Genomic DNA, 13134 nt, shown 5'->3' with positions numbered 1-13134 from the left:
CGAGCCCGGTCCGCCGGGGGGCGCCGCCGCCCGTCAGCCGGCCCTGCGCTCGGGGTCGCGGTCGAGCGCCGCGGCGTCCTGCTCGCCGGCGTCCTCCCCGGCCCGCCGCCGCTCCTCGCGCTCCTGGCGGGCGGCCCGCCGGCGCAGCCGCGTGCTGAACGGGCCCTGCGGCAGGCCGCCGCTCCCGCGCCCGGCGGCCCCGCCCGCCCCGAGGCTCCAGTAGCGCATCAGGCGGCCGCCGTCCGCGCGGGAGCGGCCGGAGCAGCCGGAGCCGCTGGCGCCAGGCGGGCGCGCAGGTCGGCCAGCTGCTCGCGCAGCTGGCGCGGCACGCGGTCGCCGAAGCGGTCGAAGAACTCCTCGGTCGCGCGGGCCTCCTGCAGCCAGGCGGCCGGGTCGACGGCGAACAGCTCGGCGAGCGCCCGCTCGTCCAGGTCGAGGCCGTCCAGCTCCAGCTCGCCCGGCAGGGGCACCAGGCCGGCCGGCGCGTCCTGGGCACCGGCCCGCCCCTCCAGCCGCCGGACGACCCACGCCAGGACGCGGCTGTTCTCGCCGAAGCCCGGCCACAGGTACCGCCCGTCGGCGCCCTTGCGGAACCAGTTGACGGCGAAGACGCGCGGGCGCCCCCGCTCCCCCAGCTGCTGGCCCATCCGCAGCCAGTGCGCCCAGTGGTCGGCGGTGTTGTAGCCGCAGAACGGCAGCATCGCGAAGGGGTCGCGGCGCAGCACCCCGACGGTGCTCTCGGCCGCCGCGGCGGTCTGCTCGGAGGAGACCGTGGCGCCCATGAACACGCCGTGCTCCCAGGAGCGGGCCTCGGCCACCAGCGGCACGTTGCTCGCGCGCCGCCCGCCGAAGAGGACCGCGTCGAGGACGACGCCCTCGGGGGAGTCCCAGTCGGGGGAGATCGAGGGCACCTGGCGCGCGGGCACGGTGAACCGGGAGTTCGGGTGCGCCGCGGGCGTGCCGCTGCCCGGCGTCCAGTCCTGCCCGCGCCAGTCGACCAGGTGCTCGGGGACCGCGTCCGTCTTGCCCTCCCACCACACGTCGCCGTCGTCCGTCAGCGCCACGTTGGTGTAGATCGTGTTCCCCCACAGGGCCTCCACGGCCGTGGGGTTGGTCGACCACCCGGTGCCGGGGGCGACGCCGAACAGGCCGGCCTCGGGGTTGATCGCCCGCAGCCGCCCGTCCGGGCCCTGGCGCATCCAGACGATGTCGTCGCCGATCGTCTCCACCGTCCAGCCCGGCAGCGTCGCGCGCAGCATGGCCAGGTTGGTCTTGCCGCAGGCGGAGGGGAAGGCCGCCGCGACGTGGTGCGCCCGCCCCTCGGGCGAGGTGACCTTGATGAGCAGCATGTGCTCCGCGAGCCAGCCCTCGTCGCGGGCGACGGCCGAGGCGATCCGCAGGGCCATGGCCTTCTTGCCGAGCAGCGCGTTGCCGCCGTAGCCGGAGCCGAAGGACCAGATCTCCCGGGTCTCGGGGAAGTGCGCGATGTGCTTGGTCGGGTTGCTCGGCCACGGCACGTCGGCGGTGCGCACGCCCGCGTCGTCGACGAGCGGGGCCCCGAGCGAGTGCACCGCCTTCACCCACGGCCGCCCCGCCTCGAGCAGGGCGCGGGGGCCCGACCCGATCCGGGTCATCACGCGCATGCTGACCACCACGTACGGCGAGTCCGTGATCTCCACGCCGAGCAGGGACATCGGGCCGCCCACGGGGCCCATGGAGAACGGGACGACGTACATCGTGCGCCCGCGCATGCTGCCGGTGAACACGCGCCCGAGCTCGGCGCGCATGGCACCGGGCTCGCGCCAGTTGTTCGTCGGCCCCGCGTCGTCCTCGCGGGTGCTGCAGATGTAGGTGCGGTCCTCCACGCGGGCGACGTCGTCGGGGGCGGAGCGCACGAGGTGGCTGTGGTAGTGCTGCACCGGGTCCAGGGGGATGAAGGTGCCCTGCTCGACCAGCAGCGCGGTCAGCTCGGCGTCCTGCGCCGCGCTGCCGTCGCACCACACCACCCGCTCCGGCTGCACCACCTCGGCCACCGCATGCACCCAGCGGTGCACGTCGGAGGTCTGGAAGTCGTCGCCGGACAGGTCGGCGGGTCGCACGTCGAGAGCCGTCATGGCGTGTCCTCCGGGTCGGGAGCGCGGTGGTCGCGTCGACTCTCCTCGCACCCGGCGCGGTCTTGAAGCCCTGAGGACCAGCAAAAACGCCAGATCTTTCGCTACTGTCACAGGATGAGCTCCCGAACGGCGTCCGCCGACGCCCCCGCCCGGACGCCCGACCTGCTCACCCTGGGACGGCGCATCCGCCACTTCCGGCTCCAGCGCGGGCTGACCCTGGAGCAGCTGGGGGCCGCGGTGGGGGCGACCGCCAGCCAGCTGTCGCTGGTGGAGAACGGGCACCGCGAGCCGCGCCTGGCCCTGCTGACCGCCCTGGCGCAGCACCTGTCGGTCGCCGTCGCCGACCTGCTGGCGGCCGAGCCGCCCAGCCGGCGCGCCGCCCTCGAGATCGCCCTGGACGCCGCCCAGCGCAGCCCGCTGTACGCCGGCCTCGGGCTGCCCGCCGTCCGGCCCGCCAGGTCCCTGCCCACCGAGGCCCTCGAGGCCCTGGTCGGCCTGCACGGGGAGCTGCGCCGCCGCGCCGAGGCGTCCATCGCCACGCCGGAGGAGGCCCGGCGCGCCAACACGGAGCTGCGCCAGCGGATGCGCGCGCGCGACAACCACCTGCCCGACCTGGAGGCGCTGGCCGAGGAGCAGCTGCGCGCCGCCGGCCACACCGCCGGCCCGCTGACCCACCGCACGGTGGCGAGGATGGCGGGCAACCTCGGGCTCACCCTCATCCACGTCGACGACCTGCCGCACTCCACGCGCACCGTCACCGACCTGCAGAACGGGCGGATCTACCTGCCCCCGGCCTCGATCCCCGGCGGCCACGGCCTGCGCTCGCTCGCGCTGCAGGCGATGGCGCACCGGCTGCTCGAGCACTCCCAGCCGACCGACTACGCCGACTTCCTGCGCCAGCGCATGGAGATCAACTACTACGCGGCGGCGTGCCTGGTGCCGCGCACGCCCGCGCTGGCGCTGCTCTCGGCCGCCAAGGCGGCCAAGGACCTGGCGGTGGAGGACCTGCGCGACGCGTTCGGCATCACCCACGAGACGGCGGCGTGGCGGCTGACGAACCTCGCCACGCACGACCTCGGCTTCCCCGTGCACTTCCTGCGCGTCGGGGAGGACGGCGCGCTGTACAAGGGGTACGAGAACGACGGCGTCGGGCTGCCCACCGACCCCAGCGGCGCCGTCGAGGGGCAGCTGGTGTGCCGCTCCTGGGCGGCGCGGGCCGTCTTCGGCCACACCGAGCGGGCCACCGAGTACCACCAGTACACCGACACCCCGAACGGCACCTACTGGTGCACGTCGCAGACCGGCTCGACGTCGACGGGCCGCTTCTCCATCAGCGTCGGGGTGCCGTACGCGCACGCGAAGTGGTTCCGCGGCCGCGACACCACCGCGCGGTCCCGCTCGCGCTGCCCCGACGAGGCGTGCTGCCGGCGTCCCGCCGCGCCGCTGGCGCAGCGGTGGGCCCCGCACGCGTGGCCGAGCGCGGCCATGCACGCGCACATCCTCGCGCCGCTGCCCTCGGGCACCTTCCCCGGCGTCGACGACACCGAGGTCTACTCGTTCCTGGAGCGGCACACGGCCGAGCGCTGAGCCGCGCCGGCAGCGTTGGCTGTCGCGCTGTCGACGCCGCGCGGGCAGGCGCCGTGCGGCGCGGGGCGGGTCAGTCCTCGGGGAGCAGCACCGGGGCCAGCTCGGCGAAGCGGTCGCCCGGGCCGGGGTTGTCCGGGTGCGTGGAGCCGCCGAGGTGGTGGACGACGCCCCACACCGCGTTCAGGGCCGTCTGCACCGCGCCCTCCGCCCAGCCCGCCGTCCAGGAGACGTCGTCCCCGGCGATGAACAGGCCGCGGTAGCGCTCGGGCAGGTCGTCCTGCACGAAGTGGGTGAACAGGCGGCGCTGGTAGCGGTAGTGGCCGGGCAGGTTGGCCTTGAACGCGCCCATGAAGTCGCGCTCGGCCTCCCACGACAGCGTCACGGGGCTGTCGATGATGTGCCGGCGCAGGTCCACGTCGGGGTAGACCTCCCGCAGCGACTGCAGCATCACCGCCAGGCGCTCGGAGGCCGACAGCGGCAGCCACTTCAGCGAGTCGTCGGACCACGTGTACGACAGGCAGATCAGCCCGGGGCGGTCCGGGCCGTGGTCGAGCAGGTAGGTGCCGCGGGTCATGCGGTCCGACAGCGTCATGCTCATGCGGTCCCGGCCGGTCACCGGGTCCTGCTCGCGCCAGAACGGCCGGTCCACGAGCGCGAACAGCTTCGTCGAGCCCATGTAGTGGGTGCGCTCGATCGCCGTCCAGTGGTCCATGGGGAACAGCGCCTCGTCGCAGGCGATGCGGCTGAGCAGCATCCAGCTCTGCGCCGTGAACACCGCGGCGCGGTAGGTGCGGATCGCCCCCTCGGCGTCCGTGACCGTCAGGTTCGCCGGCGCCGTGCGGTGCAGGCGGGTCACCGCCGGGCGGGGGCGCCCGCCCTCGTGCAGGGAGGCCAGCGTCGTGCCCGCGGGCCAGTGCGCGAGGTCCTGCGGGGAGCGCCGCCACAGCCGCAGGGGCAGCTGCTGGCTGCCGCCGACGATGGTGCGGTGGTCGTCGTCCGCGCCGGTGTAGACCACGCGCAGGATCTCGAGGATCGAGTTCGGGAAGTCGGTGTCCCACCCGCCCGTGCCGAAGCCGACCTGGCCGAAGACCTCCCGGTGCTGGAAGGAGGCGAAGGCCGGCGAGGCGCACAGGAAGCCGTAGAACGTCGTGTCGTCGAGGCGGTGGACCAGGTCGTTCCAGAGCGCCTTCAGGGCCGGGACGTCGCGGGCGCGGACGGCGGCCTGCGCCTCCTCCAGGCGCGCGCCGGTGCGCAGCGTCTGCGTCCAGGCCTCCGCGACGTCCCGGTACAGCTGGGGCAGGTCGTCGAGGGTGCGCGCGTAGTGCGTGCGGCCCTTGAGGTCGATGACGGTGCTCGGGGCGGCCGGCGTCAGGGGGTTGGGGAACGGCTCCGTGGCCAGCCCGACGGCGTCCACGTAGGAGAAGAACGCGGTCGCGGACGGCGGGAAGCGCATCGCGCCCATCTCGGCCACCACGCCGGGGTGGCCGTCGAAGGGCACCGAGCGCAGGCGCCCGCCGATCTCGTGCGCCTCGTGGACCACGGGCCGCAGCCCCAGGCGCATCAGCTCGTACGCCGTGACGATCCCCGACAGCCCCCCGCCGATGACGGCGACCTCGGTGCCGAGCGCCTCGGGCGGCACCGAGCCGAGCCCCGCGGGGTGGGCCAGCCAGTCGTCGTAGGGGAAGGGGAAGTCCGGGCCGACCATGGTCAGCGGCTGCTGCGGCTGGTGCGCGGAGCCCTCGTCGGTGGCCGATCCCGGCGTGGCGGAGGTCATGGCCCGATCTTCGCAGCGCAACCGGCCGGTCCGGCGCAGCCGGCCGGTTCAGCGCAGCAGGTCGATCCCGGCGAGGACGGTCAGGACCAGCACCAGGCGCCCGAAGAGGACCTCGTCCAGGTGCGCGACCAGCCGGCGCCCGAGCAGCGCGCCGACGACCACGAGCGGCGCCAGCGCGGCGTCGAGGAGGAGGGAGTCCGCGGTGATCAGGCCCAGGGCCGCGCTGAGGGGCACCTTGGCGGCGTTGACGAGGGCGAAGAACCAGGCCGCCGTGCCGAGGAAGCCCATCATCCCCAGCCCCGAGGCCAGCAGGTACAGGGACATCACGGGGCCACCGGCGTTCGCCACCATCGTCGTGCCGCCGGCGACCAGCCCGACGACCTGGGCGAGCGCCCGGTGGCCGCGCCCGGTCCCCCGCGCCGTCGCGCCGCGGCGGCGGGCCAGCAGGTGCACGGCGACCAGCACGAGCAGGACGGCGCCGATGAGCCGGCGCATCGTCGCGTCGTCCACGCGCGCGACGAAGGCCGCTCCGAGGGCGCTCCCGACGAGGACGGAGGGCATCAGCCGGCCCAGCAGGCGCCAGTCGGCGTGCCGCCGGTAGGCCTGGACCGCGAGCACGTCGCCGACCACGAGCAGGGGCAGCAGGGCGCCGGTGGACTCCCGCGCCGGGAGCACGGCGGCGAAGAGGGCGACGCTGACCAGCGCGAGCCCGCCGAGCGCGGTCTTGGCGAGGCCGACGAGGAGGGCCGCGAGGGCCAGCAGCGCCAGCTCGCCGCCGGTGAGGCCGGTCACCGGCCCGCCGTCGACCCCACCGGGTCGGGCCGCGTCAGGCGGAGGCCGCCCGCGCCGGAGCGGCCAGCACCTCGGTCAGCCGCGTCAGCTCGAGCATGCGCAGGACGGCGGGGCTGGCGCGGCGCAGCTCCCAGGTCGCGGCGGCGCGGCGCAGGCGCAGCAGGTCGCCCAGCGCCGCGGCGTCCATGAACGTCACGCGGGAGGCGTCGACGACCACGGGGCCGCCCAGGCGCTCGACGACGGTGCACGCGGCGTCGGTCTGCGGCGAGCAGGCGATGTCGACCTCGCCGCTGAGGACGACGAGGGCCCGGTCCCGCTCCACGGAGACGACCACGGTGCCCGCGGCGGGCGGCAGGTCGTCGAACGTCAGTCCGAGCGCGGTGAGCTCAGCGACGGAGGATGGCGGGGGACAGACCATGGCAGCGGCTCCGGGGGAAGCGAGGACACGGCCGCTTGCTGGACCACCGCACACGGTAGGTCCTGAGGACGGCGCCGTCCAGGCCCGCCGACCGCCCTGTTCCAGCGCGCGACCAGGGAACTCCCAGGAGACGTCCGGGAGCGCGCGCTCGGCCGATGACGTGCGCACCGGCGCGGGGCCGTGGCGCACCGCCTGGTCGGCCACGGAGCCGCCGGGGTGGACGTGCCCGACCACCTGCCCGCGGGCGTCCGCTGCGGGCCCGTCCTGCCCGTACCGCCCCGGGGGTGTCATCGGCCACCGCGCGGGGCAAGACGCGCAGGACCGTCCCGTCCTGGAGGTGCCATGTCCACGCCCGCCCTGCCCGGCGCTCGCCGCCGCTCCGCGCGCCGTCCCGCGCGCCGTCCTGTTCCCCGCCGCGCGACCGCCGCCGCGGCCGCCGCGCTCGCCGCCGTCCTGCTGACCGGCTGCGGGTCCAACCAGGGGGAGCAGGCGGCGCCCGCGGCCAGCAACGCCGAGGTGCCGGAGCCGGCGGCCTCCTCCCGGCCGCCGGGCGAGGCCCCCGCCGGCGCCGGCGCGGGCGCGGGGGACCTGGGCCTGACGGGGCAGGTGGGCCAGCAGGTCGAGCTGACGGGCGCGGTCGCGGAGGTGCTGTCGCCGAACGCCTTCACGCTCGAGACCGACGAGGGCGGGTCGACGCCCGTGCTCGTCGTCGCCTCCTCCGTGCCGGCCGAGGTGGCCCAGGGCGCGGCGGTGACGGCCAGCGGCACGGTGGCCATCTTCACCGCGGGCGAGTTCGAGCAGGCGCTCGGCGTCGACCTCGCCGACGAGCAGTTCGAGAGCTACCAGGGCGTCGCCGCCCTGCAGGCGCAGTCGGTCACGCCCGGTTGACCACCCGCGCCGGCCGCCCGCGCGGCACCCGCGTCCGGGTGCCGCGCGCGGCCACGACCAGCCCCTTGGCAGCCCGGCCGGGGAGGGGTTGACTGGGCCCAGCAGCTGCCTGCCGTCGCCGTCGACGGACGTCGCCGCGCGCGGGGCAGCGGGTGCGGGTGGGTGCGGGTGGGTGGAGGTGCGAGGTGCTCGACCCGGAGCAGCGGCGCCGGCTCGCCGCCATCGAGCGGCAGCTGGCCGCGGAGGAGCCGGAGCTGGCCCGGACGCTGCGGCGCGGCCCGCGGCGACGACGGCGGCGCCTGACGTCGTCGCCGCTGGCGTGGGCGGTGCTCGGGGCGCTCGCCGTCCTGGCGGGGGCCATCGAGCTGGGGCCCGTGGCCGTCGTCCTGGGGGTCCTCACGACGGTCGTCGCGATGTTCGCGACGGCCTCGCCGTCCGCGCCCCCGGGCGCGCCGCCGTCCGCGGCGCCGCCCTCACCCCCACCGCCCTCGCCGCCGCACCGACCGGCGGACCCGACGCTGCCCTGAGCCGCCCCGGCGGCCGGTCCGCCGGCCGCCGGCCTAGGAGGCGCTGCGGGGCTGGATCTCGCCCATCTGGTCCCAGCCGTCCCCGGGGACGGTGCGGCTGATGATCCTCGGGGTGGCGGAGACGACGTCCGGGGCCCACGAGACGAAGTCCCTGAAGTGGTCGGAGCTCACGTGGGCCTGCGCGGCGTCGTCCTGGAAGGCCTCGACGACGACGAACTCGTCCGGGTCGTCCACGCTGCGCGACCACTCGAAGAAGATGTTGCCCGGCTCCGCGCGCGTGGCCTCGGTGAAGGGGCGCACGAGGTCCAGCCACTCGTCGCTGCGCTCGGGGCGGACGGGGAACTTGACGACGATGAAGATCACGGTCGGTCCTCTCCGGTCGGGGTCGCAGGGGCCATCGTGGCGCGCCGCGGGCCACGAGGTGTCACCAGGTGGGGTTCTGGGTGCCTGAGAACCCCACCTGGCGACACCTCGCGCCGAAGGACGCCGGCGCGCCGGCCTCACCCCCGCCGGGCGACCGCGCCGCGCAGCACCTCGACCAGCCGGTCGGCGTGCGCGTCGAAGGTGAGCGCCTCGCGCCCGGCCCAGGTCGCCCGCCCCGCCGTCCGGCTCGCCCGCTCGGCGTGCAGCAGCTCGACGGCGTGCTCGAGGTCGCGGTAGAGCAGCCCGGTGCCGCTCTCGCGCAGCACCCGCTCGACCGCCACGAGGTGCCCGGGGTTGGCCTGCTGCAGCGACGGCAGCCCGGCGGCCGCGTGCACGGGCAGGCGCGCGGGCGAGTTCAGGTCGTCCCAGGTGGCCGCCCGCACGTCGCCGCCGTTGGCGCTCGTGAACCGGTGCAGCCAGGCGGCGTCGAAGCGCGACAGCTCCCGCACCCAGTCCTGCGGGCCGACCGCCGGGTGCAGGTGCAGGTGCCCCGGCGCGGCCCGGCGCGCGTCGTCCCACCAGCGCCGCCACGCCCCGCCGGGGCCCGGCGAGGCGACCTGCCCGTACAGGTGCGTGTGGACGCCGAGGCGGGCGAGGCCGACGACCCACGCGGCGTCCAGCCCGTTGGGCCGCCCGGCGACGACGGTGTGCACCTGCCCGTCGGCGTCCGAGAGCTTCGGGGACGCCGGCGCGTCGAGCCAGTCGCGCTTGGGCAGGTCCCCGTCCATCACGGTGATCCGCTGCGGATCCAGGCGGCCGGGCAGCGCCTGCAGGAACCACGCCCGCTCCTCCTCGGTGGCGACCAGGCAGGCGTCGGCGCCGGTGACGAGGTCGGCGAGCAGCGGCCAGTCCCCGCGCCGCAGGCTCGCCTGCGGCGCCTCCTTGAAGTGCCACACGAACGGCAGGTGCGGGGCGGCGCGGCGCACCGCGTGCACGAAGCGCACCGCGCGCCAGTTGAGCAGCGCGTAGAGCACGTCGGGCGGGTCGGCGCGCAGGACGTCCTGCCAGCCGGTGCGCGGCAGGTCGCGCACGCGCCCGAACGGCAGCGGGCCGACGGTGGAGTCGCCGAGCCCCTCGTCGGTCCACAGCCCGCGCAGGCGGTGCCCGCGCTCGCTCAGGGCGAGGACGCGCTCGGGGTTGAACGCCAGCTCGCCGACGAGCAGGACGTCGAGGCCGCCGGCGGACGGCGCGCGCTCGGGCCCGTGCCCGTGCTCGGGCTCGCGCTCGGGCTCGCGGAAGCGGGCGTAGCGGGTGACCTCGTCGACGGTGCCGCTGTCGGTGGAGCGGAACCGCAGGGGGTGCCGGACGTCGTAGCGGCGGCGGAAGACGTTGAGGCCGCCGTCGAACAGCTCGCGGATCGCCTTGTGCCGCTGCGCGGGGTGGTCGGTCCACTCGCACGTGACCCGGCCGGTGCTGCCCGTGGCGCCGTCGGCGGCGACCCTGCGCCACATCAGCAGGTCGAGGTCGTCGCTCTCCAGCTCTTCGCGCTCGGTCCAGCGGTGCGCACCCGCCCGGTGCGCGACCTGCACCAGCTGCAGGTACGGCGTGCCGGGCGCGCCCAGGCCCACCCGGTCGCCGGCGGAGCGGACGCCGGTGTGCGCGAGGACGACCGCGGGGTCGGCCAGGACGGCGAGCAGGGAGGACAGGTGGTCGCGGTACCAGACGTCGTCCGCGGGCAGGTGGGCGAGCACGGGGGCCCGCGCGACGTCCAGGCCGGCGTTGAGGGTGGCGCCGAGGCCGCGGTTGCGAGCCCACCCCGCGGTGCGCACCCGCGGGTCGCGCGCGAAGGGCTCCAGCGCCGCGGCGACGTCGTCGGTGGAGCCGTCGTCGAGGACGAGCGCCTCCCAGCGCTGCTCGTCCTGGGCGAGCAGGCTCGCGAGCGCGCGCGGCAGGAACGCCGCCTGCTGGTGCACGGGCACCAGCACGCTGACGAGCGGCTGCGCCACGCCCCACCTCCTGCTCCCAGTCTGTGGCGTCCCCGGGGCGTCCTCGCGCCCTCGGGTCCTCGCGCCCCGGACGATCATGGGCGAGGCGCGCTGCCCGCGCGACCGACCCGCCGCGGCACCATCATCGGCGCGTGACTTCCTCGACGACCGCGCGGCCCTGGTCGCGGTGCTGTCGGCGGCGCGGCAGCTGCGCGCCCAGGGGCGGCGCCCGGCGGCCGACGTCCACCTCGTGATGACGACGGGCGAGGAGCTCGGGGGCGTCGGCGCGTCGTACGCGAGCGCGTCGCTGCCCGGGTCGGTCACGCTCGCGGTGGACGTCGGGCCCACCGAGGCCGAGTACGGCACCACCGTGGACGGCGGGCCGGTGATCGCGCACGCCGACGCGGCGGGCGTGTACGACGAGGCGATCGCGGACCGGCTGCTCGCGATCGGTGCGGACCTGGGGTCCTCCCCGCAGCCGGCCGCGCTGCGCTCGTTCGAGTCGGACGCGTCGCAGTCGAAGAGCAAGGGGCAGGCGCCTCGCTCGGGCCTGATCGGGCTGCCGACGCTGAGCACGCACGGCGACGAGGTGGTGCACCGCGGCGCGATCGACGGGTGCGCGCGCCTGCTGGCCGAGTACCTGGTGCACTCGGCGCGCTGAGGGGGTTGCGGGCGGTCGGCGAGCGCGGGCTCGTGGTCACCGCCGTGTCACCGCCGTGTCACCACCGTGTCTCCGGCGTGCCGCCGGCGTGCCGTCGCCGTGCTGCATCGCCGTCGGCGCGCCGCGATGCAGCAGTGCAGGCGTACTGCGAGTGCGGAGTCTGGCCTCGGGCGCGACGGCGCGCCACCGCGCGCGCACGCAGCGCTGCGCGACGAGGGCGCAGCCGCTCCGCGGGCGGCTGCTGGACGACGGGCGCGCTCAGCCTCCCGAGCGATGGGCACTGGGCGGGATCACGCCCATCAGCGGTGAGCACGGGGCGCCCCCGTGCTCGTCCTATGAGCACGGGGGCGCCCTGTGCTCACCGCTGGACGGCGGCCGGTCGCCTGCGCCGGGCGGGTCAGGTCCGGACGACCCCTGGTGGGTCGGGTCCGGACGACCCCTGGCGGGTCGGGTCCGGACGGCGCCGGGCGGGTCAGCTCAGGCGGCGCCGCAGCGGGGCGGCGAACGGCGCCCGACCGCTGAACCGGGGCGCGGCGGCCTCGTCGAGCAGCAGCGCCGCCAGGTCGGCGCGGGGCACCCGGCTGGGGCCGGGCGAGCGCATCGTCAGCTGCGCCCCGGCCGCGGGCCCGTCCACGAGCACCGGCGGGCGCACCGCCGTCCACGCCCGCCCGCTGGCGGCGAGCAGCGCCAGCTGCGCCTCCTTGGCCTCGACGTCCGCGCGGTTCAGGCGGTGCACGAGCGCGCTGGCGACCCGGTCGACCAGGCGCTTGCGGTCCCCCGGCGCGTCGGCGCCCGCGCCGGAGACCACGACGAGCGGCGCCGCGCCGGCGCCGTCGAGCACGCCCAGGAGCAGCCGCAGGCCCTCCGTCTGCACCGGTGGCGGGGAGCCCGGGGCGGGCCCGAGCGCGACGACCACGGCGTCCGCGCCGCGGACGACGCGCTCCAGGGCGTCCGGGTCGGTGACGTCGCCGCGCACCGCGCGGGCGCCGTCGCCGACGCGCTCGGGGTCGCGGGCCAGGACGGTGACGTCGTGGCCGCGTGCCAGACCCTGCTGCACCACGTGCCGGCCGGTGCGGCCGGTTCCTCCCAAGACGGCGAGCCTCACGATCGATCCCTCCCTGCCGGGCGCCACGCGTCGGCGTGGTCGCGGACGAAGTCGCGCACGGTGCGCGGCGGACGGCCCAGCACGCGCGCCAGGTCGTCGCTCAGGTGCCCCGCCAGGCCGAGGCGGGCGGTGGTGTACAGCACGAGCGTCACCAGCACGAGCGGCGGCGGCATCCCGCGCCGCAGCTGCTCGCGCACGTACTCGACCGGGCCGGGGCGGGCGCAGCGCACCGGGCGGCCGAGCACCTCGGTCAGCACGGCGGCCACGTCGTCGTAGGTCGGGGCCTCGCTGCCGGTCAGCTCGTGGGCTCGGCGCTCGTGACCCGGCTGGGTGAGGGCGCGCACGGCCACCTCCGCCACGTCGCGCGTGTCGACGAAGGCGGTGCGCCCGGAGCCCGCGGGCACGAAGATCTCGCCGCGGTCGCGGATCTCCGCCCGGTGCACGGTGACGAGGTTCTGCAGGAAGTACCCGGCCCGCAGGAAGGTCCACGCGGTGCCCGAGCGGCGCAGGTGGTCCTCCACCGCGCGGTGCGGCAGCAGGCGGTTGCGCCCGGCGCCCTGCACGGAGAGGAAGACCACCCGCTGCACCCCGGCGGCGACGACCGCGTCGACGAAGGGGAGCAGGCCCTGGCGCGCCCGCGCCTGCTCCGGCGGGCGCACGAGGAACACGGCGCGCACGCCCTCCAGCGGCGGCTGCCAGGTGCCGCGGTCAGCCAGGTCGAAGCGGACGGTGCGGGCACCGGCCGGCAGGGACGCCGCCGCGCGCTGCGGGTCGCGGCTGGCGGCGCGCAGGTCGGCGCCCGCCGCGAGCAGGCCCTCCACGACGTCGCGGCCGACCGTGCCGGTGGCGGCCGTCACGAGGACGGGCGCGCCGGACGGCGGAGGCGGCGAGGGCTGCGCGGCTCCACCCGTGGACACACC

The 13134-nt window shown here is 76.8% G+C and carries 13 protein-coding genes; 4 read left to right on the top strand and 9 right to left on the bottom strand.

Translation table 11 applies throughout. The features are described 5' to 3' along the window. Positions 1-33: 33 nt before the first annotated feature. Positions 34-228 (bottom strand): hypothetical protein, encoded by a 195-nt coding sequence (locus BLS82_RS10825; protein ID WP_092865583.1) that lies wholly within the window; start codon positions 226-228, stop codon positions 34-36. Then, complete coding sequence (locus BLS82_RS10820; protein ID WP_092865580.1) at positions 228-2114, bottom strand: phosphoenolpyruvate carboxykinase (GTP); 1887 nt, start codon at positions 2112-2114, stop codon at positions 228-230. The genes BLS82_RS10825 and BLS82_RS10820 overlap by 1 nt, the downstream gene beginning before the upstream one ends. A gap of 114 nt (positions 2115-2228) precedes the next feature. On the opposite strand from BLS82_RS10820, the gene BLS82_RS10815 reads away from it, so the two are divergent. Then, the gene (locus BLS82_RS10815; protein ID WP_092865577.1) at positions 2229-3701 is read left to right on the top strand and encodes a helix-turn-helix domain-containing protein; all 1473 of its coding nucleotides are present in this window, start codon (positions 2229-2231) and stop codon (positions 3699-3701) included. A 70-nt stretch (positions 3702-3771) separates the two neighbouring features. Here the strand turns inward: BLS82_RS10815 and BLS82_RS10810 are convergent, their stop codons facing one another. The 3 genes from BLS82_RS10810 to BLS82_RS15750 are packed head-to-tail and all read right to left on the bottom strand — an operon-like array spanning position 3772 to position 6685. Then, positions 3772-5475, bottom strand: a complete 1704-nt coding sequence (locus tag BLS82_RS10810) for a flavin monoamine oxidase family protein (protein ID WP_092865574.1) — start codon at positions 5473-5475, stop codon at positions 3772-3774. Between the two features lie 48 nt (positions 5476-5523). Further along, positions 5524-6267, bottom strand: a complete 744-nt coding sequence (locus BLS82_RS10805; RefSeq protein WP_092865571.1) for a sulfite exporter TauE/SafE family protein — start codon at positions 6265-6267, stop codon at positions 5524-5526. Between the two features lie 34 nt (positions 6268-6301). Beyond that, the gene (locus tag BLS82_RS15750; protein ID WP_176819056.1) at positions 6302-6685 is read right to left on the bottom strand and encodes an STAS domain-containing protein; all 384 of its coding nucleotides are present in this window, start codon (positions 6683-6685) and stop codon (positions 6302-6304) included. Positions 6686-7027: 342 nt separating this feature from the next. Here BLS82_RS15750 and BLS82_RS10795 point away from each other — a divergent pair, with 342 nt between their 5' ends. After that, complete coding sequence (locus BLS82_RS10795; RefSeq protein ID WP_092865565.1) at positions 7028-7573, top strand: hypothetical protein; 546 nt, start codon at positions 7028-7030, stop codon at positions 7571-7573. A gap of 185 nt (positions 7574-7758) precedes the next feature. Beyond that, positions 7759-8100 (top strand): DUF3040 domain-containing protein, encoded by a 342-nt coding sequence (locus BLS82_RS10790; protein WP_176819055.1) that lies wholly within the window; start codon positions 7759-7761, stop codon positions 8098-8100. A gap of 33 nt (positions 8101-8133) precedes the next feature. On the opposite strand, the gene BLS82_RS10785 is transcribed toward BLS82_RS10790, so the two are convergent. Continuing rightward, positions 8134-8463, bottom strand: coding sequence for a putative quinol monooxygenase (locus tag BLS82_RS10785; protein WP_092865560.1), 330 nt, complete (start codon positions 8461-8463; stop codon positions 8134-8136). Positions 8464-8600: 137 nt separating this feature from the next. Further along, a complete protein-coding gene (locus BLS82_RS10780) occupies positions 8601-10469 on the bottom strand; it encodes a glycosyltransferase family 2 protein (RefSeq protein ID WP_092865557.1) in 1869 nt (622 codons plus the stop codon). Positions 10470-10545: 76 nt separating this feature from the next. Here BLS82_RS10780 and BLS82_RS10775 point away from each other — a divergent pair, with 76 nt between their 5' ends. Continuing rightward, positions 10546-11109 carry a M20/M25/M40 family metallo-hydrolase gene (locus BLS82_RS10775; RefSeq protein ID WP_092865554.1) on the top strand — a complete coding sequence of 188 codons (564 nt, stop codon included), beginning with the start codon at positions 10546-10548 and terminating at the stop codon, positions 11107-11109. 472 nt (positions 11110-11581) lie between these two features. Here BLS82_RS10775 and BLS82_RS10770 read toward each other — a convergent pair whose 3' ends face one another. Continuing rightward, the gene (locus BLS82_RS10770) at positions 11582-12199 is read right to left on the bottom strand and encodes an NAD(P)-dependent oxidoreductase (RefSeq protein ID WP_176819054.1); all 618 of its coding nucleotides are present in this window, start codon (positions 12197-12199) and stop codon (positions 11582-11584) included. Positions 12200-12210: 11 nt separating this feature from the next. Beyond that, positions 12211-13131: an SDR family oxidoreductase gene (locus BLS82_RS10765; RefSeq protein WP_092865548.1), complete on the bottom strand. Its 921-nt coding sequence runs from the start codon at positions 13129-13131 to the stop codon at positions 12211-12213. Positions 13132-13134 lie beyond the last annotated feature (3 nt).

The sequence above is a fragment of the Quadrisphaera sp. DSM 44207 genome (assembly GCF_900101335.1).
Classification (GTDB): Bacteria; Actinomycetota; Actinomycetes; order Actinomycetales; family Quadrisphaeraceae; genus DSM-44207.
The sequence above is the reverse complement of the archived record's forward strand: the minus strand, read 5'-3'. Positions and strand labels throughout refer to the sequence as shown.